Raw genomic sequence first — 20,794 nt, 5'->3', positions numbered from 1 at the left:
CTCCTGCTGAGGCCGCGGGGCGGCGGGTCGTCCATCGCCTTCACCCTCGGCCACGGCGACCTGCTCGTCATGGGCGGGTCCTGCCAGCGCACGTGGGAGCACGCGGTGCCCAAGGTCGCCCACGCCGGCCCACGCGTCTCGGTGCAGTTCCGCCCGTTCAACGTCTTCTGACCGGCTCAGCGGTGTCCGCACGGAACGCGGAATGAGCGAGCGGCGTCGGCCTCCCACCCACACCGAAGTGCTCGATAGGATGCGGCGAGCCATCAGGGAGACGCCCATGCCGCGCCACATCATCTCGACCCCGAACGCCCCGAGCTCCCCCCTCTTCGCTCAAGCTGTCAGGGCCGGGTCACACATCTACGTCTCAGGGACGACCGGGATCGACCCGGAGACACGGGCCCTCGCCGGCGACAGCATCCAGGAACAGACCCGGCAGGCTCTCGTGAACTGCCGTGCCATCCTGCAGGCCGGTGGTGCGACCCTGGACGATGTCGTCGAGGTCGGAATCCTCCTCACGGATCCGACGGACTTCGACGGCATGAACGAGGAGTACGCCCGCTGGTTCCCGGCAGATCCGCCCGCTCGCTACGCCGCCAAGCTCGGCGCCGAGATCCCCGGCCTTCTCGTCTCCATCCGGATGACCGCGATCGGCGAGTGAGAACACAAGTCGGGTGGCCCCCAGGGTCACGGACGCTGGCGCCGGGTCCGCTCAGCGCACGACCCGCTCAACGGCAGATCCGTACGCCGCATCGTCATACGTATCGGTCTTCATAGCGCCCAGAACGTATGACGTCCTGGCCGGTCGCATCGCCCGCCCATCGGGCGTGTCCGCTCCTCGGCAGGTGTCCGGGTGTGGCAGTCAGAAGCTGACCTTCGGCACCTCTTCGTGTCCCTCGGGCGCCTCGTAGAACTCGCGCGCCCGGACTCGAGCCATCGGAGCGAACAGCAGCCACGGGATGGTCGCGACCAGCGTGTTCAGCGATCGGACCGCGTCGTTGTAGTACTGCCGGGCGAACGAGACCTGGTCCTCGGTCTCGGCGAGCTGCCGCTGGAGGTCCTGGAAGTTCTGGTTCGCCTTGAGGTCGGGGTAGGCCTCGGCGACCGCATTGAGGTTGACCAGCGCGCTCTGCAGCTGCGCGTCGGCCGCGGCCTTGGCCGGGACGTCGTCCCCCGCGGCCGCCTTCTGGACCCCCGCCCGCGCCTCGGTCACCGCCTCGAACACGCCCTTCTCGTGAGCGGCGTAGCCCTTGACGGTCTCGACCAGGTTCGGGATCAGGTCGGCCCGACGGGTCAGCTGGACGTCGATCCCGCCGAGTGCCTCCTGCGCGGCGATGTCGCTCGTGCGCAGCCGGTTGAACGCCACCACGGCGAACAGCAGCAGCACGACGATCAGCGCGCCGAGGATCAGGACGATGGTCATGGGTGTCTCCCGCTCTGGTCAGGCCCGGCGGCGCCGGGTGCCACCCAGCCAGGTGCCCCCAGCCAGGTGCCTGCATTGTGACGCACGGACGGCTCACCAGGAGCCGCCTCCGCCACCTCCCCCGCCTCCGCCACCGGAGAAGCCGCCACCGCCACCGCTGGAGGAGCTCTGGGTCGCCTGGTAGGAGCCGATCGCGGAGTCCACGGTGCTGGAGAAGTCGTGCACGAGGTGGGTCACATGGGCGCCCGGGTCGCTCCCGGCGTACCCGCCGGCGAAGTAGGCCGGCACCGGCGGCTCGACGCCGGTCTCGGTGCGGTACTTCGCCGCCCACTGGGAGGCGACACCGAACGCGACCGCCCACGGCAGGTACGCCGTGTAGAGCTCCTCCCGGCCGGAGAAGTCGAACCGATCCTTGCTCGACGGCGTGGCGAGCACCCGCTCGAAGCCGCCGACCCGGGACCACAGGTCGCGTCCGGTCCGGCTGCGCAGAGTGCCGGAACCCGGCATCAGCAGCCCCACGGCACCGACTGCGAACAAGCCGGGCACGATCGCGAGCAGCGACATCCCGAAGAGGGCGGTCACCCCGATCGCGATGGCGGCGCAGAACGACACGACCACCAGTGCGCCGCCGACACCACCGAGCGGCCCGCGCACGACCAGACGCTCCCGCCGTGCCCACTGCTCGACGTCGTCCTCGAACCGGTCGAGCTGCTCCTTGAGGCGCTGCCCCGCGCTGACCCCGCCCGCGCTGGCACTGAAGCTCCCAGTGCTTCCGGTGAGCGACGCGAGTCCGGACGAGACCGGGTCGAGCCGGCCCCAGTCGCCCCGGTCGCGGATCGTCCAGGTGTCGCCCCCGCGCTGCAGCTCCACGACCCCCTGCTCGGCGGCGTGCAGGACGGTCGCGACGAACTGCTCCCGGCCCACCCGCTCGTGCAGGACGTACGCCGCCTGCGCCGGCCCGATCCCCGGCGGCGGTGCGTACTGGAGCGGGAACGGCGGCGTGCGCTCGAAGACCCGGTAGCTCAACCAGAGCCCGACCACCAGTGCGCCCAGTCCCGCGATCACCACCAGCACGAGGACCGGCACCGGGCCGAGCACCGGGTCGTACTCCGGCCCCCAGGCGAACTCCTCACCCTTGAGCGGGGGCACGGGCGTCGCCAGGTCGGCTTGGACCGTCGCCGGTGTGAATGCCTCGGTCCCGAAAGGCCCGAGCCGGACCACCTCGCTCCCCTCGCCAGTGAGCCAGGGGCAGGGACTGGTGGTCCCAGTGCCGATCGCGCACTGGAGGTCCGTCGAATTCGTCGGCAGCCGGACGCTGGCCCTGAAAAGCTGTACGTCTTGGGCCCAGCCGCCCGGCAGCACCTGCCAGTAGAACCGGGATCCCTCACCGCCGGGGTCGTCGATCAGCACGTCGTCGACGGCGTAGCTGATCCGATACGTGTGCACGCCCTGCGTCAAGGTGCGGTCCGGGTCGCCGATCTTGGCGACGAGGAACCGGCCGTGGTCCTCGGTGAGGAGCTCGACCTGGGCGGGCTCCCCGTCCTGCAGCACGCCGACGTCGTACGGATCGCGTCGCAGGTGCGGTGCGCTCCGGTCGGCCCGGTCGAAGAACCGGAAGATCCCGTGTCGGTCGTTCGTCGAGACCCGCACGTCGATGGTCTCGACGGCGCGCATCGTGCCGTCGGGGTCGACCGTGAACCTGGCGACATAGCGGGTGATCGTCGTCGGCTCGGCCACGTCGCCCGGCGAGGCCAGGTCGAACACCCACGAGGGGAACAGCACCGCCGCTCCGAGGACGACGAGCCCCAGGACGCCGACCACGACACGCTTCACGGGTCGCAGCCTACGGTCGCGACCTCCGGCGAGGCAGGCAAGGGACGGTACGTCGCCGGGTCAGTCGCGGAAGAGCAGGTAGATGATCACCAGCAGCACGACGAGGACCACGACCACGGGCTTCCAGTACGCCCGCACCAGCACCGGGAGCACGGTCGACCCGAGGTCGAGGGCGTCGTCGGACTGGCGCCGCGCCATGGCTGGCACGGGCTGCTGGGGCTGCTCCGGAGGTGTCGGCTGCTCCACGGACTCCCCCGCGGCCGGTGTCGCCTGGGCCGCGGGCTCCGCGGAAGCGGGTGCGCTGCCTGCGGGGGCGGGTTCGTCGGTGGCATCCCCCGAGGGCGGAGCCGGGGCGGACCCCGCCCCCGGGGGTGCGTCGGTGGGGCCGCCGTCGGTGAGCTGCTGCTCGAGACAGGTCACGAACTGACCGAGCAGCTTGTCGGAGACGTCCTTGATGACGTTGCCTCGACCGAACTGGGCGGCCTTGCCGGTGATGGAGAGGTCGGTGGTCACCGCGACGTCGGTTGAGCCGTTCCCGGCATCGGTCATGAGCAGGGTGACCAGCGCCCCGGCCGTCCCGTTGCCACGCTTGTCCTTGCCCTTGGCATCGATGACCAGCCGGTGCGCGGCCTGGTCCTTCTCCACGAACGTGCCGGTGCCGTTGTAGACGAGTGCGATCGGGCCGAGCTTGACCTTGACGGTTCCCGAGAACGACTCCGCGTCGGCCTCGGTCACCGTGGCGCCGGGGAAGCAGCCCGCGACGCCCTCGATGTCGTTGAAGTGCGCCCAGGTCTTCTCGAGGCCGGCCGGGACCGTGAACCTGTGCTCGAGCTCCATCAGCCGGTGGCGGCCTTCAGGACGGCCCGACGGGTCAGGACGGTCGCGAGGTGCCTGCGGTACTCGCTGTCGCCATTGAGGTCCGCCGGCGGGTCGGTGCCCTCGGCCGCTCTCGACGCTGCGTCCCGGATGCCGTCCTCGGTGGCGGCGGCGCCCACCAGCGCGGCCTCCACCGCGGCGGCACGCAGCGGCGTGTTGCCCATGTTCGTCAAGCCGACCCGTGCCTCGGCGATGGTGCCGCCGTCGACGCGGACCGCTGCGGCGACCGCGACGATCGGCCACTGGTGCTTGATCCGGACGAACTTTTCGTAGTGGGCGCCCCAGCCGGTGTGCTTGGGGATCCGTACCTCGGTCAGGATCTCGTCGTCGCCGATGGCGGTCTCGAAGAGGTCCACGAAGAAGTCGGACGCCGCCACCGTGCGCGTCCCACCGCTGCCGGCGATCACGAACTCCGCCCCCAGCGCCAGAGCAGGCGCTCCGAGGTCGCCCGCGGGGTCGGCGTGCGCGAGGGCTCCGCCGAAGGTGCCACGGTGCCGGACCTGCTCGTCGGCGAGCTCGGTGGTCGCCTCGGTGACCAGCCGGGCGTGCTGACGGACCAGGTCGTTGGTGCGGACGTCGTGGTGGGTCGTCATCGCGCCGATCACGATCGCGGCCCCCTCGTCCCGGATACCGCGCAGGCTGTCGATCCGGCCGAGGTCGATCACCATCTCCGGCGCGTTCAGGCGCATCCGGAGCACCGGTAGCAGGCTCTGCCCGCCGGCGATGATCTTCGCGTCGTCCCCGTGCTGGGCGAGCGCGGCTAGTGCCTCGTCGACCGAGGTCGGGGCCACGTAGTCGAACGGTGCGGGGATCATGCGCCTGCTCCTTCCGTGGAGTCCTGTCCGGGTTCCGACCGGTCGAAGTGCGGCATCGCCGCGCCCTCCGTCGGGTCGTCCCCTCCGCCGCCGGCGGAGCTGATCGCCTTCCACACCCGCTCGGGCGTGCACGGCATCTGGATGTCGGACACCCCGAAGTGGCGGATCGCGTCGACGACGGCGTTCACCACCGCGGGGGTCGAGGCGATCGTGCCTGCTTCGCCGACCCCCTTCGTGCCCAGCGAGTTGGTCGTGGAAGGAGAGGTGGTGTGGTCGATGTCGAAGCTGATGGTGTCGGCGGCGGTCGGCAGCAGGTAGTCGACGAACGAGCCGGAGACCAGGGTCCCTGCGTCGTCGTACACCGCCTCCTCCCAGAGCGCCTGCGCGATGCCCTGGACCAGCCCTCCGTGGACCTGCCCCGCGACGATCAACGGGTTGATGATGTTGCCGATGTCGTCGCACGCGACGTACTTGCGCATCTTGACCTCGCCGGTCTCGGTGTCGACCTCCATCGCGCACAGGTGGGTGCCGTGCGGGAAAGAGAAGTTGACCGGGTCGAACGTCGCATCGGCGTCGATGGTCGCCTCGACGCCGTCGGGCAGGTTGTGCGCGGCGAACACCGCGGTCGCGACCTCGCCGATGGCCATGCCCTGGTCGGTGCCCTTGACCGAGAACCGGCCCCCGGAGAACTCGATGTCGTCTGCCGACGCCTCCAGCAGGTGCGCGGCGATCGGCTTCGCCTTCTCGATCACCTTGTCGGCGGCCAGCACGAGCGCCTCGCCGCCCACGACGAGTGACCGCGAGCCGTAGGTGTCATAGCCCTTCGTCGAGATCTGGGTGTCTCCGTGCAGCACCTCGATGTCCTCGAACGCCACGCCGAGCCGGTCGGCGACGATCTGGCTGTACGCCGTCTCATGGCCCTGGCCATGGGCGCTCGCGCCGGTGACGACCTCGACCTTGCCGGTGCCGCCGAACCTGATCGACGCGTGCTCCCAGCCGCCTGCGGCGTAGTTCAGGGCGCCGAGCACGCGGGACGGCGCCAGGCCGCACATCTCGGTGAAGGTCGAGACACCGATCCCGAGCTGCACCCGGTCGCCGGCGTCTCTACGACGCTGCTGCTCCGCCCGCAGCTCGTCGTACCCGAACATCTCCTTCGCCCGGGCGGTGGCCGCCTCGTAGTTGCCCGAGTCGTACTCCATTCCCGCGACGGTCGTGAACGGGAACTCCTCGTGCTTGATCCAGTTCCGCTCCCTGATCTCGAGCGGGTCGACTCCGAGCTCGACGGCGAGCTCGTCCATGAGCCGTTCGATCGCGTACGTCGCCTCCGGACGTCCCGCGCCCCGGTAGGCGTCGGTGAGCGTCTTGTTGGTGTAGACGTTCGTGCAGTTGAACTGGTACGCGGGGAACTTGTAGATGGCGTTGAACATGAAGGCGCCCAGGATCGGTACGCCGCCTCCGACGGTGCCCGCGTAGGCGCCGAGGTCGGCCAGAAGGTCGACCTTGAGACCGGTCACCGTGCCGTCCTTGTTCGCGGCGAGCGTCAGCCGCTGCCACTGGTCGCGACCGTGGTGCGCGGCCAGCAGCGACTCGGAGCGGGTCTCGGTGTACTTGCAGGGCTTGCCCAGGCGTCGGGCGAGGAGGACGGCGATCATCTCCTCGGGGACGGTCTGCAACTTGCCGCCGAAGCCACCGCCGACGTCCGGCGCGATCACCCGGATCTTGCTCTCGGGGATGCCGAGCACGGCGGCGAGGAAGAAGCGTGTGATGTGCGGGATCTGGGTCGCGGACCACAGCACAGTCTGCTCGCCCGTCGGGTCGCACACGAAGGAGCGCGGCTCCATGAACGAGGGGATCAGCCGTTGCTGGCGGTACTCCCGCTCGATCACGATGCCGTCCTGGCGAGCGGCCGCGATCGCCTCGTCCACGCGACCCCCGGTCCCGGCGTCGGCGGAGTCGAACTGCCAGAACGCTGACTTGTTGGTGCCGAGATCGGGGTGCGCGAGAACCGCGTCCTCGGCCGCTTCCTTGAGGTCCAGCGCCGCAGGCAGCTCCGCGTAGTCGACATCGACCAGCTCGGCGGCGTCGCGGGCCTCGGCGGCGGTGCGCGCCACCACGACGGCCACGATCTCGCCGGCAAAGGCGACCCGATCGACAGCGATCGGCGGGTGGGGTGGCGACTTCTGCTCGGTGGTGATGTTCCACGCCGTGGGGATGCTGCCCTGCTCGTCCGCGACATCCCGCCCGGTGAACACCGCGATCACATTCGGCGCCTGCCGGGCGGCGGACGTGTCGATGCTGGTGATGGTCGCGTGTGCGAACGGGCTGCGGACCATCGCCAGGTGAAGCATCCCCGGCAGCGTGATGTTGTCGGTCCAGCGGGTGCGGCCGGTGATCAGGCGCTGGTCCTCCTTGCGGCGCCGGTCGCGACCGATCTCGGCGGACGGCCGCTCCTGGGTCGCGGTCATGCCGTCACACCACCCTTCGCGGCGTGCAGCACGCTCTCGACGATGTTGTGGTAGCCGGTGCAGCGGCACAGGTTGCCCTCGAGACCGAGCCGCACCTCCTCCTCGGTGGGACTCGGGTTGTCGTTGAGCAGGTCGACCGCCTGCATGATCATGCCGGGCGTGCAGAACCCGCACTGGAGGCCGTGACACTCCCGGAAGGCTTCCTGCACCGGGTGCAGCCGATCGCCGTCGGCGAGGCCCTCGATCGTGGTGACCTCGTGCCCGTCGGCTTGGACGGCGAGCACGTTGCAGGACTTCACGCTCCGGCCGTCGAGGTGCACGGTGCAGGCACCGCAGTTGCTGGTGTCGCAGCCGACGACGGTTCCGGTCTTCCCGAGCTTCTCGCGCAGGTACTGCACCAGCAGCATGCGGGGTTCGACGTCGTCGGAGACCTGTGCTCCGTCGACCGTGAGGGTGATGCGAGCCATGGACGCGCTCCTCCTGGCATAGGCGGACCTGTGGTGTGGGTCACGCTATGCCGCACAGGTTGGTGGACGGTTGGCTCCACTAACCTGTCGCGGTGTCACAGCACCCCCCGACGACGCCGCTGGACGTCGTGCTCGTCGGCCTCGGCGGCGCTCTCGGCTCGCTCGCCCGGTGGGGGCTCGCCGAAGTCACACCGGCACCGTGGGGCACGTTCACCGCCAACGTGTCGGGCAGTCTCGCGATCGGAGTGCTCGCCGGTTGGCTCTTCGTGCGGCACCCGCGGCTGCGTCTGCTGCTGGGCGTGGGCTTCCTGGGCGGGTACACCACCTTCTCCACCCACCTGCTCGACGCCCACGACCTGCTGGGGGAGCCGGTGTCGCTCACGGCGTACGTCGGGGGGACGCTCGTGACGTGTCTGGTGGCGGCTTCGGTCGGGCTGGTCGCCGGCCGCCGGCTCCGGAGGGGGACGTCGTGACGGTCCTCCTCGTCATGGCGGGCGGAGCCTGCGGCGCGGTGCTGCGCTTCGCCGTGAACCGCTGGCTCTCGGCGACCCACTTCCCGTGGGCGACCCTGGTCGTCAACGTCGCGGGCAGCCTGCTGCTCGGTGTCGTCGCGGCGTCGACGGACGGTTGGGTCTTCACCCTGCTGGGCACCGGCGTCGCGGGCGGGCTGACCACCTACTCGGCGTTCGCCCTGGAGACGGTGCTGCTCGACCGCAACGGCCGTCGCAGTGCGGCGCTGCTCAACGTGGCGGCGTCCCTCGTGCTCGCAGGCGCGGCGTTCGCCCTCGGGTGGTGGTCCGCGGCGCTTGCTTGACGTCAAGCAAGCGCCGAGTCACGGGTTGGGGTGCCCTGCTGGCGATCAGCGCCCCGCCGCGGCCAACCGCCCCTTGAGCAGCGGCTTGGCCGGATGGTCCCGCTCACCCAGGGCGGCGAGGCACCGCTCGACGACCTCGGTGTCGTAGGGCGCCAGCTCGCCGTAGCGGAGCACGGCGGCCGGGTCGGGGTCGGCGAGCAGCGCCTCGCGCATGCTCACCGCGAGGTATTCGCCGAGCTCTGCGAGCTCGGGCGCGTTCGTGCCGGGCAGCAGGTCGCCGCCGTACGCCAGGACGGCACCCCGCACGTCGCCCCGGCCGAGCAGCGCGAGCACGTCCTCGACGTCGGTCTGCACGGGCATCATCAACCGGTACGGCCGGGAGGCGAGCTGCCCGCCGAGCGCGGCACGCAGGTGCGAGACCTCGGCCTTGAGGGTCGAGACGGTCACGGCCTGGTCGCCGTACACCATCGCGTGGAGCCGCTCGAGCGACAGTCCCTCCGGGTGGAGGCAGAGCACGGCGAGGATCTCGGTCTGCCGGCGGTTGAGCAGCAGCCGCTGCCCGTCCAGCCAGGCCTCGGCCGTGCCGAGCACGGACAGGGTCAGGCCCGGCTCGCTCGGAGCCAGCCCGGAGCTGGAGCGCCACTGGCGCGAGTGCGGCATCGCCCCTTCGATCAAGCGCGCGAGCACGCGCGCGGTGGCGAGGCCGATCGGGTGGGTTCGGTCCCACGTCGTCGACAGGTCGATGACGCCGATCTGCTCGCCCGACACCGGGTCGTGGAGCGGCGCTGCCCAGCACACCCAGTTGTGCACGATCGGCGCGTAGTGCTCGGCGCTGAACACCATCGCCGGCTCGCCGGTGCGCATCGAGATGGCCAGCGCGTTGGTGCCGACGCTCGCCTCGTCCCAGCGGCCGGCGGGGACGAAGTTCACGCTCTCGGCCTTCCGACGCATCACCCGGCCGCCGTACGTCCAGAGCACCCGGGTCTGCGAGTCGGTGACCGCGAGCACCAGGTCGCCGTCCTCCGCGGTCTTGCGGAGGTCCTCCTCGACCCGCTCGACCGCGATCTGCAAGGGAGAGCCCTGGAAGTACGCCGCGGTCTCGGCCTCGTCGGCCAGCGGCGCCTGACGCACGTCCGGCGAGACGGTCCCGGAGAGCTCCCAGCTGCGCAGGATCTCCGGACGCACCTCGGCGACCCCGTCGGCCCGCTCGATGAAGGAGGTCCATGCGCGCACAGCCTGAAGCCGTCGAGACTGAAGGTCGTGCGCTTCGCTCATGTCTGCCCCGGCTGAGTGCTGATGCTCGTCACCGTAGCGCCGCGCGCGACCGCGCTCAACGAATGTCTGGTCAGGCTGCGCGAGATCTCAGTGGTGGATCCGGCCGTCCCGCTCCGCCAGCCGGTCGCCCGACCCGCCCCACTGCAGCGCCACGATCTCCGCAGCGATGCTGATCGCGGTCTCCTCCGGCGTCCGGGCGCCGAGGTCGAGTCCGATCGGGCTGGAGAGCCGCTCGATCTCCTTGTCGGTCAGGCCGGCCTCGCGCAGCCGGGCCAGCCGGTCGTCGTGGGTGCGGCGGCTGCCCATCGCCCCGACGTACGCCGGCCGGCGCTCCTCCGGGAGCCGGAGCGCGACCTCGAGCAGCGGGACGTCGAACTTGGGGTCGTGGGTCAGCACCGTGATGACCGTGCGCTGGTCGACCCTGCCCGCCTCGACCTCGGCGTCGAGGAACCGGTGCGGCCAGTCGACGACCACCTCGTCGGCGTCCGGGAACCGGCTCCTCGTGGCGAACACGGGGCGGGCGTCGCAGACCGTCACGTGGTAACCGAGGAAGCTGCCGACCCTCGCCACAGCCGCGGCGAAGTCGATCGCGCCGAAGACCAGCATCCGCGGCTTGGGCGCGAACGCCCAGACGAAGACCCGCATCCCCTCGCCGCGCCGCTCCCCGTCAGGACCGTAGGTGAGCGTGGCGTTGTGTCCCGCAGCCAGCAACCCGAGGACGTCGTCATGGACCGCGTCGTCGGCGCGCTGGCTGCCCAGTGACCCCGATACTCCCCGACGCTGCGGTCGAAGAACCGGGCTGGCGGCAGCCAAAGAGTCGGGGACTACCGAGTCGTCGGGGCGGATCACCAGCCGGCGGCCCAGCCGTGCCGGGTCGGGGTGCTCGATCACGGTCGCCACTGCCACCGGCCGGCCGGCGCCGATGTCGGCGGCGATCTCGCCGAGCTCGGGGAACGACTCGCGGCTGACCTTCTCGACGTACACGTCAAGGATCCCGCCGCAGGTCAGCCCGACGGCGAACGCGTCGTCGTCGGAGACCCCGTACCGCTCCAGGACCGGCTCGCCGGACTCGATGACCGACTGGGCCAGCTCGTAGACCGCTCCCTCGACGCAACCGCCGGAGACCGAGCCGACCGCCGACCCGTCCGGGCCGACCAGCATCGACGCGCCGGGAGGGCGCGGCGCGGACTGGAAGGTGGCGACCACCGTGCCGACGCCGATCGTCTCGCCGGCCTCCCACCAGGTCATCAGCTCAGGCAGCACATCACGCACGAGACACCAGCTCCGTCAGATCAGCAAAGGTGGACAGGGAGTGACCCGCGACGAACTCGTCGCAGAAGGGCAGCGCGGCGAGCACCCCGGCCTGCACCGGCTCGTAGCCGGACTTGCCGCGATGCGGGTTCACCCAGATCACGCGGTGGGCGATCCGCTGCAGCCGCGCCAGCTGCTCGGCGAGCAGGGCCGGGTCACCGCGCTCCCAGCCGTCGCTGAAGACGACGACCACGGCGCCGCGCGCCAGGCCGCGCTGCCCCCAGCGGGTCAGGAAGATCTGGATCGTCTCGCCGAGCCGGGTGCCGCCGGACCAGTCGGGCACGGTCTCACCCGCAGCCACGATCGCCCGATCGGGGTCCCGCAGCCGCATCGCGCGCGTGATGTGCGTGAGCCGGGTGCCGACCGTGAACGTCTCCACGACCCGGCCGCCGGTCTGGGTCCAGCGGTGTGCGAGACGGAGCAGCGCGTCGGCGTACCCGCTCATCGATCCGGACACGTCGACCAGCAGCACCACGCGGCGCGGCCGGGTGCTGCGGCGGCGCCAAGCGATGTCGGCCGGCTCCCCCATCCGGCGCAGGCTCTCGCGCAACGTCCGATGGGCGTCGATCCGACCTCGGTGCCACCGCCGGTGCCGGGCCGTACGCCGGACCGGTGGTCGACACGTCAACCGGGCGAACAGCGCGGCCAGCCGTTGCCTCTCGGCGGCGGACAACCCGGCCACGTCGCGGTGCTTGAGCACCTCGGTCGCGCTCGCCAGGGCGCGCACTGCGTCGTCGTCCGACTCGCTCTCCCCGCCCTCGGGCTCCTGCTCCGGGAAGACCGACACCGGCGGCTGCGACCGGCTGGCCGGACGCGCCCTCGGCAGGCCCTCCCGGCCGTTGAAGTAGGCGTCGAAGACCTGGTCGTAGCGCTGGAGGTCGTCGGGTCCGGCGCACAGGGTCGCCCGTCCTGCCCAGTAGGTGCCGCGGCGGTCGTCGAGACCGGTCAGCGCGGTGGCGGCGAGGAACCCGTGTGCGCGGTCCTGTGTCACGGCGACGCCGGCCGCACGCAGCGCTCGCGTGAAGCCGAGCAGGATCGCTTCCGGGGGCCGGGTCACGGTGCTCATTGCGCCAGCATCCGGTCCAGGGCCTGCTTCACGCGGTCGCGGTCCTCGCGGTACTTCACGAGCGCGCCGAGCGTGGTGGCGGCCGACTCTAGGTCGAGGTCCTGGGTTCCCAGGTGATGGAGGGCCCGCGCCCAGTCGAGGGTCTCCGCGACGCCCGGCGGCTTGAGCAGGTCGTCTCGACCGCGCAGCTGCTGGACCGTCGACACGACCTGCCGGCCGAGGGCCTCGGCCACCTCGGGCGCACGGCTCCGGACGATCTCCAGCTCGCGCTCGAGACCGGGGTGCTCCACCCAGTGGTAGAGGCAACGGCGCTTCAGCGCGTCGTGCAGCTCACGGGTGCGGTTGGAGGTGAGGACGACGATCGGCGGCTCGGCGGCGGCGACCGTCCCGAGCTCGGGGATGCTCACCTGGTAGGTCGAGAGCACCTCCAGCAGGAACGCCTCGAACTCGTCGTCGGCTCGGTCGACCTCGTCGACGAGCAGCACCGCCGGCGCCTGCTTCAGTGCCTGGAGCACGGGTCGGGCGAGCAGGAACCGCTCGTCGTACAGGCTCTTCTCGGCCTCCTCGACGTCGGTCGTCTCACCCGGCACCGCCTCGAGCGCTCGCAGGTGGAGGATCTGCCGCGGGAAGTCCCAGTCGTAGAGCGCCTGGGTCGCGTCGATGCCCTCGTAGCACTGCAGCCGGATCAGGGGCAGGTCGAGCGCCTCCGCCAGCGCCTCCGCCAGCGCGGTCTTGCCGGTGCCGGGCTCGCCCTCCACGAGCAACGGCCGCTGCATCCGCAGCGCGAGGAAGACGACCGTCGCCAGCTCGTCGTCGGCGAGGTAGCCGGTCGCGGCGAGCCGCGAGGCGATCTCGGCGCTGGACTCCATGCCACAAGGCTACGGGCCCGGTGTAGGCGCAAGGTTGGATCCGGCCCAGACCCTGTCGGCGGCCCTGCCGTCGGTACCAGCCGAAGTTCAGGCAGGCTTCGGTTTCTCTCCGACCGCTGCCATGCCCGCCGCAACCGCAGCCAGAAGGAAACCGAGCCCGACACTGAAGATGCTGACCAAGCCGAGGACCGCCAGCAGGACGACCGCTGCGAGCGCGAACGCCTGGCGCACCCGCGAGTCGCGGGCGACAGCCGCAAGCACGGCAGCACACAAGCTCACCAGCATCAGCACCAGCCATGGGAAGACTTCCCAGAACGAGTCATCGCCTTCGCCCACGATGACCGCGACGTACACCGCGAGCGTGACTGCAGCGAGAGCGCTGCTCAGCGCCGCCCACCCGCGCCGCGTCAGTGCGTCCACAGTCACCACTCCCGAGACGCTACCCCCAGCCCCTGGCGTCGCAGGCTCCTCAGGCAGCTGCTCCCTCGTCCTTCTACGAACAGCCCGGTCAGAACGTCGTCAACCGCGCGTCCCCCGGGTCGCCACGGTGAGCAGCACGACCGCGTCGGTCATCGCCAGCAGGTCGTGGCGTGCGGACGGGATCACGGTGTGGTCGCCCTCGACCCCGTCCCAGTGGTCGTCACCCGCCGTGAGCCGGACCCGACCGCGGAGCACCTGGAGGGTCGCCTCGCCGGGCGCCTCGTGCTCCCCGAGCCGCCGGTCGACGGCGAGCGCGATCAGGGTCTGCCTCAGGTCGTGCTGCTGGCCGCCGTAGACGGTCACCGCGGAGCGACCGCTGCTGGCCGACTGGGCCCTGGCGAGCTGCTCCTCGGCCAGGGTGGTGAGGGACGTGGTGCTCATGCGCGGCTCCGTTCGGGATGGAAGGACATGTCAGCTCACACGGTCCCAGCCGCGTCGTGGGGTGTGGGAGCCCAGCTGCGCGTCGCGGGAGCGGTAAACGATGTAGGGCCGCGTGAGGTAGCCGACCGGGGCGGAGAAGACGTGCACCAGCCTGGTGAACGGCCACAGCGCGAAGAGGACGAACGCCGTCAACGCGTGCAGCTGGAAGCCGATCGGCGCGTCGGCCATCAAGGACGCGTCGGGCTGGAACGCGAGGAACGAGCGGTACCAGACGGAGACGCCCTCCCGGTAGTTGTACTCCCCGCCGATCGTGAAGATCGAGGCGGCGATGGTGTTCCACATGCCCAGCACGATCACCAGGCCGAGGAAGAAGTACATGACCTTGTCCATGGGCGTGGTCGCCGAGAAGACCGGCCCCACCGTGCGCCGCCGGTAGATCAGGATGATCATCCCGACGGTGGCTGCGATCCCGGCCGGCACACCGCCGGCCAGGGCGATGTAGTGGTAGACGTGGTCGTTGATCCCGATCGCCTCGGTCCACGAGCGCGGCACCAGCAGCCCCAGGATGTGCCCACCGACAACGCCGAGCATGCCGAAGTGGAACAACGGCGAGCCCAGCCGGAGCAGCCGGTCCTCGTAGAGCTGGGAGGACCGGGTGGTCCAGCCGAACTTGTCGTAGCGGTAGCGCCAGAAGTGGCCGACCACGAACACGCTGAGGCAGATGTAGGGGAAGACGACCCAGAGCAGCTGATCCATCACGCACCCCTCACGGTGGGCATCGGCAGGTCGACCGAGCGGTCGGTCAGGGCGGGATCGAAGCCGGGCGTGCCGTACGGCGTGAGCCCGACCTCCTCCTCCGGCGGTCCTTCGGCGGCGAGCCGTCGTACGGCGTTCCACTCGTCCCCCCGCAACGCCGGGAGCGTCGCGCACACCGCCTCCAGGACTGCGGCGTACGGCGAGCCGAGGTCGCGCAGCGACATCCGCAGGACCTCGAGCCCGGCGCGGTGGTCCTCGAGCAGCTGGTAGCCGACGTCGGGGTCGACGGTCGCGGCGAACTCCAGCACCACCGACAGGTGGTCGGGGAGCTCGGCGTCGTCAGGGACCACGCCGGCGGCGAGGTAGGCCTGCTTGAACCGCAGCAGGGCCATCCCGCGCTTGCGGGTGTCGCCGTGGGCGAAGTAGGTGAGGAAGAGGTTGCAGCGTCGCCGGTCGTCGAACGTGTCGACGTACGCCGCCTGCAGCTCCGCGACGTCGGAGCCGACCAGATGGTCGACGAACCCGAGCAGTGGCGACGCGAGCCTCTCCGGGAGCGCGGCGGCCGCGGTCCGGATCGCGGGCAGCCGGCCGAGCAGCTCCTCGGTCGGGTAGTCCAGCAGCAGCGAGGCGCACTGCCAGGCGGTGCGCCGGCTCATGACTGGGCCTCGTCGTCGCGCGGCGGGAAGAGCCCTTCAGGATTGCCCTTCCCGTCCCAGTTCAGGAGGTTGACGCGCGCCGCCTTGTCGTCCGGCGAGGCCAGCGTGTCGCTGGTCTGGCGGTCCTGCAGCATCCGGAAGTTCTCGACCGCCAGCGGTGTCTGCGAGCCGGAGCCCTCGCCGAAGATCTCGGGGTTGCCGCCGCCGTAATCACTGACGGGGCAGTCGGTGGCCAGCTCTTCCAGCGCGTGCGCCTGCTCGGTGTGCGCCGACGGGATCACGTAGCGCTCGTCGTACTTGGCCAGCGCGAGCAGCCGGTACATGTCGTACATGTCCTCCTCGGACATGCCGACCGACGCCGGGATCGAGCTGTCGGGGTCGCGGCCGAGGTTGAGGTCGCGCATGTAGGAACGCATCGCCGCGAGCGTGCGCAGCACCCGGTCCACCGGCTCGGGGTCGCCGGCGGTGAACAGCTCGGCGAGGTACTCGATCGGGATCCGCAGCGCCTCGATCGCCGCGAACAGGTTGCCGCGGTCCTCGGCGTCCTCGCCGGTGTCGCGCACCACGTCGACGACGGGCGAGAGCGGGGGGATGTACCAGACCATCGGCATCGTGCGGTACTCCGGGTGGAGCGGCAGCGCGACCCGGTACTTCTGGATCAGCGCGTGGACCGGCGAGCGCTGGGCGGCCTCGACCCAGTCGTGCGGGATGCCGGCCCGCTCCGCCTCACGCACCACCTCCGGGTCGCTCGGGTCGAGGAAGACCTCGCGCTGCGCCTCGTACAGCGCGTGCTCGTCCTGGACGCTCGCTGCCTCGAGCACCCGGTCGGCGTCGTACAGCACCAGCCCGATGTAGCGGAGCCGACCGACGCAGGTCTCGGAGCAGACCGTGGGGTGACCGACCTCGATCCGCGGGAAGCAGAACGTGCACTTCTCGGCCTTGCCGGTCCGGTGGTTGAAGTAGACCTTCTTGTACGGGCAGCCCGACACGCACATCCGCCAGCCGCGGCAGCGGTCCTGGTCGACCAGAACGATCCCGTCCTCGGTGCGCTTGTAGATCGCGCCGCTGGGGCACGACGCGGCGCACGACGGGTTCAGGCAGTGCTCGCAGATCCGCGGCAGGTAGAACATGAAGGTCTCCTCGAAGGAGCGCTTCACCTGCGTCTGGATCTTCTGCAGGACGGGGTCCTTGGCGTACGTCGCGGCGGATCCGCCCAGGCTGTCGTCCCAGTTCGCCGACCACTCGATCTTCATGTCCTTGCCGGAGATCAGCGACTTCGGCCGTGCGACCGGCGTGTGCTCCTGCGCCGGTGCGTCGGTCAGCGTCGCGTAGTCGTAGGTCCACGGCTCGTAGTAGTCGTCGATCGACGGCAGCTTCGGGTTCGAGAAGATCGTCATCAGCTTCCGGAGCCGGCCGCCCGCCTTGAGGGAGAGCCGGCCGCGCTTGTTGAGCGTCCAGCCGCCGTGCCACTCCTCCTGGTCCTCGTAGCGCCGCGGGTAGCCCTGGCCGGGCCGGGTCTCGACGTTGTTGAACCAGACGTACTCCGTGCCGGCCCGGTTGGTCCACGCCTGCTTGCAGGTCACCGAGCAGGTGTGGCACCCGATGCACTTGTCGAGGTTCATCACCATCGCCATCTGGGCCATGACCTTCACGACGTACCTCCTCGGCCGGTGGTTGAGGTGCGAGCGCAGCGAGCCTCGACACCCCCGGCCGCCGCCGTCCTTCGACGCGTCAGCATCAGTAGGTCACCTCCTGGGACCGCTTCCGGATCACGGTGACCTCGTCGCGCTGGTTGCCCGTGGGCCCGAGGTAGTTGAAGGCGTAGGTCAGCTGCGCATAGCCGCCGATGACGTGGCTGGGCTTGATCAGCAGCCGGGTGAGGGAGTTGTGGATGCCGCCGCGGTTGCCGGAGGTCTCGCTGATGGGTACGTCGATCAGCCGGTCCTGCGCGTGGTGCATGTAGACGGTGCCCTCGGGCATCCGGTGCGACACGATCGCCCGCGCGACCACCACCCCGTTGCGGTTCACCGCCTCGATCCAGTCGTTGTCCGCGACGCCGACCTTCGCCGCGTCGGCCTCGGACATCCAGATCGTCTGGCCACCGCGCGACAGCGACAGCATGAACAGGTTGTCCTGGTACTCCGAGTGGATCGACCACTTGTTGTGGGGGGTCAGGTAGCGCACCGTGACGCCCTCCACCGCGGGCCCGCCAGGTCCCTGGACGTCACCGACGGGTGGCTCGGAGAACAGCGCCGCCATGTTGAGCGGTGGCCGGTAGACCGGCATCTCCTCGCCGAGCTCGGTCATCCAGTCGTGGTCGAGGTAGAAGTGCTGCCGTCCGGTCAGCGTGTGCCAGGGCTTGAGTCGCTCCACGTTGATGGTGAACGGGCTGTAACGGCGGCCCCCCGTCTCCGACCCTGACCACTCGGGGGAGGTGATCACTGGCACCGGTGCGGCCTGGGTGTCGGCGAAGGTGATCTGCTTCCCCTCGTGCTCGGCGGCGAGGTCGTGCAGCTGGACGCCGGTGCGCTGCTCGAGCGTCTTGAACCCCTGGACCGCGAGGTGACCGTTGGTGGTGCCGGACAGCGCCAGGATCGACTCGCACACGTGCACGTCGCGCTGGAGCGACGGGCGGCCGTCGGCGGCTCCCCCGCGAACCGGGCCGTTCTTCGCGCGCAGGTAGCCGATTTGGGCGCTGACGTCGTACGTGACGCCCTTGGTGGTCGTGCCGAGCGTGTCGAGCAACGGCCCGACGGCGACATACTTCTCGGCGACCGCGCCGTAGTCGCGCTCCACCTCGACCAGCTTCGGAAGGGTCACGCCCGGCACCGGGTCGCACTCCCCCAGCTTCCAGTCGCGCACCGCTCCGTGCGGCGTCGCCATCGCGTCAGGGGTGTCGTGAGTCAGCGGCAGGGCCACCACGTCCTTGCGCACGCCGAGTCGCGGTCCGGCCAGCTCCGAGAACTTCTGGGCGATCGTCCGGAAGGTGTCCCAGTCCGTCCTGGTCTGCCACGGCGGGGCGATCGCCGGGTTGAAGGAGTGCACGAAGGGGTGCATGTCCGTGGAGCTCAGGTCGTGCTTCTCGTACCAGGTCGCCGCCGGCAGCACGACGTCGGAGAACACAGTCGTGGACGTCTGCCGGAAGTCGAGGGTGAGCAGCAGGTCGAGCTTGCCCTCCGGCGCCTGGTCGACCCACGTCACGTCCTTCGGCCGCACGCCCTCCGGCGCCTCGGTCGCCCGCAGCGATGAGTCGGTTCCGAGCAGGTGCTTGAGGAAGTACTCGTTGCCCTTGGCCGAGGACCCGAGCAGGTTGGCACGCCAGATCGCCAGCACGCGGGGGAAGTTCTCGGGCGCGTCAGGATCCTCGCCGGCGAACCGCAGGCTGCCGTCCGACAAGCCGGCGACCACGTGCTCGCCGACCGGACGCCCTGCCTCCGCGGCTTCGTCGCAGAGCTCGAGCGGGTTCCGGTTGAACGTCGGGTACGACGGCATCCAGCCCAGCCGCGCGCTCTTGGCGAGCACGTCGGCGCTGCTCAGGCCCGCGAGCTGGCCGTTCGACGTCGCGGCCGACAGGGTGTCGGCGGAGAAGTGGTCGTAGCGGAACTGGTCGGTGTTCAGGTACCAGTACGCCGCCTGGATCATGTTGCGTGGCGGGCGGGACCAGTCGAGCGCGTTGGCCAGGTGGGCGTGGCCGGTCACCGGCCGCACCTTCTCCTGGCCCACGTAGTGGGCCCAGCCGCCGCCGTTGACGCCCTGGCAGCCGGTGAGGGTCGTGAGCGCGAGGAACGACCGGTAGATCGTGTCGGAGTGGAACCAGTGGTTCGTGCCCGCCCCCATCAGGATCATCGAGCGGCCCTTGGACTCCTCGCTGTTGCGGGCGAACTCGCGGGCGATCCGCGTGACCGCCGCGGCCGGGACACCCGTGATCGGTTCCTGCCACTCGGGCGTGTACGTCGCGTACCGCGCCAGCAGCAGCTCGTAGACGGTGGTGACGAGGTGGTCCCCGACACGGCGTACCCGCACCCGCGCGGTGGTCTCGGCAGGGCTGCCGTCGACGTCGCCGAAGAGCGGCAACCGGACCTCGGCCGTCTCGTCGCCCCCGGGCGACAGGGCCGGTTCGACGTCCCCGAGGTCGAGGTTCCAGCGGCCCATGCCGGTCTCGCCGAAGCGGTGACCGAGCGACCCGTTGGGCACCACCGGCTCGCCGGTGACGGAGTCGAGCAGCACGGTCTTGAACGCAGCGTTCTCCTCGCCGCTGTGGGCCGGGAGGTCCTCGGCGGTGAGGAACTTGCCGGGGCGGCCGTCGGTGATCTTCACGAGGTACGGCAGGTCCGTGAACCGCTTCACGTAGTGGTCGAAGTACGGCGTGGTCCGGTCGACGAAGAACTCCTGGAGGATGACGTGCCCCATGGCCAGCGCGAGAGCCGCGTCAGTGCCCGGAGCCGCAGGCAGCCAGTCGTCCGCGAACTTCACGTGGTCGCCGTAGTCGGGTGAGACGACGACGACCTTCTGTCCGCGGTAGCGGGCCTCCGTCATCCAGTGGGCGTCGGGGGTGCGGGTGACCGGGACGTTCGATCCCCAGAGCATCAGGTACCCGGCGTCCCACCAGTCGCCCGACTCGGGGACGTCGGTCTGGTCCCCGAACACCTGCGGGGAGGCGACCGGCAGGTCGGCGTACCAGTCGTAGAACGACAGCATCGAGCCGCCGATCAGGTGGGTGAACCGGGCGCCGGACGCGTGGGAGACCATCGACATCGCCGGGATCGGCGAGAAGCCGGCGACCCGGTCGGGACCCCACTTCTGGATGGTGTGGACGTAGGCGGCGGCGACCATCTCGACCGCCTCGTCCCACGACGCGCGCACCAGTCCGCCCTTGCCGCGGGCGGACTTGTAGGCCTGTGCACGCAGCGGGTGGTCGACGACGTGCGCCCAGGCCTTGACGGGGTCGCCGTCGTGCTGGCTCTTGGCCTCGCGGTACATCTGCAGCAGCACACCGCGGACGTACGGGTAGCGCACGCGCGTCGGGCTGTAGGTGTACCAGGAGAACGCCGCGCCGCGCGGGCAGCCCCGTGGCTCGTAGTCGGGTCGGTCCGGCCCTGGTGAGGGGTAGTCGGTCTGCTGTGTCTCCCAGGTGATGATCCCGTCCTTGACGTAGACCTTCCAGGAGCACGATCCCGTGCAGTTGACCCCGTGCGTGGAGCGGACGACCTTGTCGTGGCTCCACCGATCGCGGTAGAACGCATCGGCGTCGCGCCCACCCTGGCGCACCATGGTGCGGCGGTCCTCGCTCACCTTGGCCCGGGTGAAGTA

Annotated in this window: 20 protein-coding genes; 4 read left to right on the top strand and 16 right to left on the bottom strand. The window is 70.6% G+C overall.

Going from position 1 to position 20,794, the window contains the following annotated elements:
- On the top strand, positions 1-171 hold a 171-nt coding region (locus tag VFZ39_RS05540), incomplete at its 5' end, for an alpha-ketoglutarate-dependent dioxygenase AlkB (protein WP_330864732.1).
- Between the two features lie 106 nt (positions 172-277).
- Entirely contained in the window at positions 278-658 is a 381-nt protein-coding gene (locus VFZ39_RS05535) for a RidA family protein (RefSeq protein WP_330864731.1), read from the top strand.
- Positions 659-859: 201 nt separating this feature from the next.
- Here VFZ39_RS05535 and VFZ39_RS05530 read toward each other — a convergent pair whose 3' ends face one another.
- The 6 genes from VFZ39_RS05530 to VFZ39_RS05505 all read right to left on the bottom strand — a co-directional run bounded on the left by VFZ39_RS05530 (position 860) and on the right by VFZ39_RS05505 (position 7,876).
- A complete protein-coding gene (locus tag VFZ39_RS05530) occupies positions 860-1,420 on the bottom strand; it encodes a LemA family protein (protein WP_330864730.1) in 561 nt (186 codons plus the stop codon).
- 93 nt (positions 1,421-1,513) lie between these two features.
- Positions 1,514-3,253: a DUF2207 domain-containing protein gene (locus tag VFZ39_RS05525; protein WP_330864729.1), complete on the bottom strand. Its 1,740-nt coding sequence runs from the start codon at positions 3,251-3,253 to the stop codon at positions 1,514-1,516.
- Between the two features lie 60 nt (positions 3,254-3,313).
- Positions 3,314-4,090: an SRPBCC family protein gene (locus VFZ39_RS05520; protein WP_330864728.1), complete on the bottom strand. Its 777-nt coding sequence runs from the start codon at positions 4,088-4,090 to the stop codon at positions 3,314-3,316.
- Entirely contained in the window at positions 4,090-4,944 is an 855-nt protein-coding gene (locus VFZ39_RS05515; RefSeq protein ID WP_330864727.1) for an FAD binding domain-containing protein, read from the bottom strand. Before VFZ39_RS05515 ends, VFZ39_RS05520 begins: the two co-directional genes overlap by 1 nt.
- Complete coding sequence (locus tag VFZ39_RS05510) at positions 4,941-7,409, bottom strand: xanthine dehydrogenase family protein molybdopterin-binding subunit (RefSeq protein WP_330864726.1); 2,469 nt, start codon at positions 7,407-7,409, stop codon at positions 4,941-4,943. Before VFZ39_RS05510 ends, VFZ39_RS05515 begins: the two co-directional genes overlap by 4 nt.
- A complete protein-coding gene (locus tag VFZ39_RS05505) occupies positions 7,406-7,876 on the bottom strand; it encodes a (2Fe-2S)-binding protein (RefSeq protein ID WP_330864725.1) in 471 nt (156 codons plus the stop codon). Before VFZ39_RS05505 ends, VFZ39_RS05510 begins: the two co-directional genes overlap by 4 nt.
- Positions 7,877-7,968: 92 nt before the next feature.
- Here VFZ39_RS05505 and VFZ39_RS05500 point away from each other — a divergent pair, with 92 nt between their 5' ends.
- Together VFZ39_RS05500 and VFZ39_RS05495 are read left to right on the top strand one after the other, a co-directional pair.
- On the top strand, positions 7,969-8,349 hold the full coding sequence (locus tag VFZ39_RS05500; RefSeq protein ID WP_330864724.1) for a fluoride efflux transporter FluC: 381 nt from the start codon (positions 7,969-7,971) through the stop codon (positions 8,347-8,349).
- Positions 8,346-8,690, top strand: coding sequence for a fluoride efflux transporter FluC (locus VFZ39_RS05495; RefSeq protein WP_330864723.1), 345 nt, complete (start codon positions 8,346-8,348; stop codon positions 8,688-8,690). The genes VFZ39_RS05500 and VFZ39_RS05495 overlap by 4 nt, the downstream gene beginning before the upstream one ends.
- A gap of 45 nt (positions 8,691-8,735) precedes the next feature.
- Here VFZ39_RS05495 and VFZ39_RS05490 read toward each other — a convergent pair whose 3' ends face one another.
- The 10 genes from VFZ39_RS05490 to VFZ39_RS05445 form a co-directional block, all read right to left on the bottom strand.
- Complete coding sequence (locus VFZ39_RS05490; RefSeq protein ID WP_330864722.1) at positions 8,736-9,923, bottom strand: transcriptional regulator; 1,188 nt, start codon at positions 9,921-9,923, stop codon at positions 8,736-8,738.
- A 129-nt stretch (positions 9,924-10,052) separates the two neighbouring features.
- On the bottom strand, positions 10,053-11,237 hold the full coding sequence (locus VFZ39_RS05485; protein WP_330864721.1) for an XdhC/CoxI family protein: 1,185 nt from the start codon (positions 11,235-11,237) through the stop codon (positions 10,053-10,055).
- Positions 11,230-12,342 carry a vWA domain-containing protein gene (locus tag VFZ39_RS05480; RefSeq protein ID WP_330864720.1) on the bottom strand — a complete coding sequence of 371 codons (1,113 nt, stop codon included), beginning with the start codon at positions 12,340-12,342 and terminating at the stop codon, positions 11,230-11,232. The genes VFZ39_RS05485 and VFZ39_RS05480 overlap by 8 nt, the downstream gene beginning before the upstream one ends.
- Positions 12,339-13,211, bottom strand: coding sequence for an AAA family ATPase (locus VFZ39_RS05475; RefSeq protein ID WP_330864719.1), 873 nt, complete (start codon positions 13,209-13,211; stop codon positions 12,339-12,341). The genes VFZ39_RS05480 and VFZ39_RS05475 overlap by 4 nt, the downstream gene beginning before the upstream one ends.
- Before the next feature lie 87 nt (positions 13,212-13,298).
- The gene (locus VFZ39_RS05470; protein WP_330864718.1) at positions 13,299-13,640 is read right to left on the bottom strand and encodes a hypothetical protein; all 342 of its coding nucleotides are present in this window, start codon (positions 13,638-13,640) and stop codon (positions 13,299-13,301) included.
- A 90-nt stretch (positions 13,641-13,730) separates the two neighbouring features.
- Positions 13,731-14,072, bottom strand: coding sequence for a cupin domain-containing protein (locus tag VFZ39_RS05465; protein ID WP_330864717.1), 342 nt, complete (start codon positions 14,070-14,072; stop codon positions 13,731-13,733).
- Positions 14,073-14,102: 30 nt separating this feature from the next.
- Positions 14,103-14,828 carry a respiratory nitrate reductase subunit gamma gene (narI, locus tag VFZ39_RS05460; protein ID WP_330864716.1) on the bottom strand — a complete coding sequence of 242 codons (726 nt, stop codon included), beginning with the start codon at positions 14,826-14,828 and terminating at the stop codon, positions 14,103-14,105.
- Positions 14,828-15,484 (bottom strand): nitrate reductase molybdenum cofactor assembly chaperone, encoded by a 657-nt coding sequence (gene narJ / locus VFZ39_RS05455; RefSeq protein WP_330864715.1) that lies wholly within the window; start codon positions 15,482-15,484, stop codon positions 14,828-14,830. Before narJ ends, narI begins: the two co-directional genes overlap by 1 nt.
- On the bottom strand, positions 15,481-17,136 hold the full coding sequence (gene narH / locus VFZ39_RS05450) for a nitrate reductase subunit beta (RefSeq protein WP_330864714.1): 1,656 nt from the start codon (positions 17,134-17,136) through the stop codon (positions 15,481-15,483). Before narH ends, narJ begins: the two co-directional genes overlap by 4 nt.
- An 85-nt stretch (positions 17,137-17,221) precedes the next feature.
- On the bottom strand, positions 17,222-20,794 hold a 3,573-nt coding region (locus VFZ39_RS05445), incomplete at its 5' end, for a nitrate reductase subunit alpha (RefSeq protein ID WP_330864713.1).

The organism is Nocardioides sp. (genome assembly GCF_036374615.1).
Classification (GTDB): Bacteria; Actinomycetota; Actinomycetes; order Propionibacteriales; family Nocardioidaceae; genus Nocardioides.
This window is presented reverse-complemented; position numbering and strand designations above follow the sequence as displayed.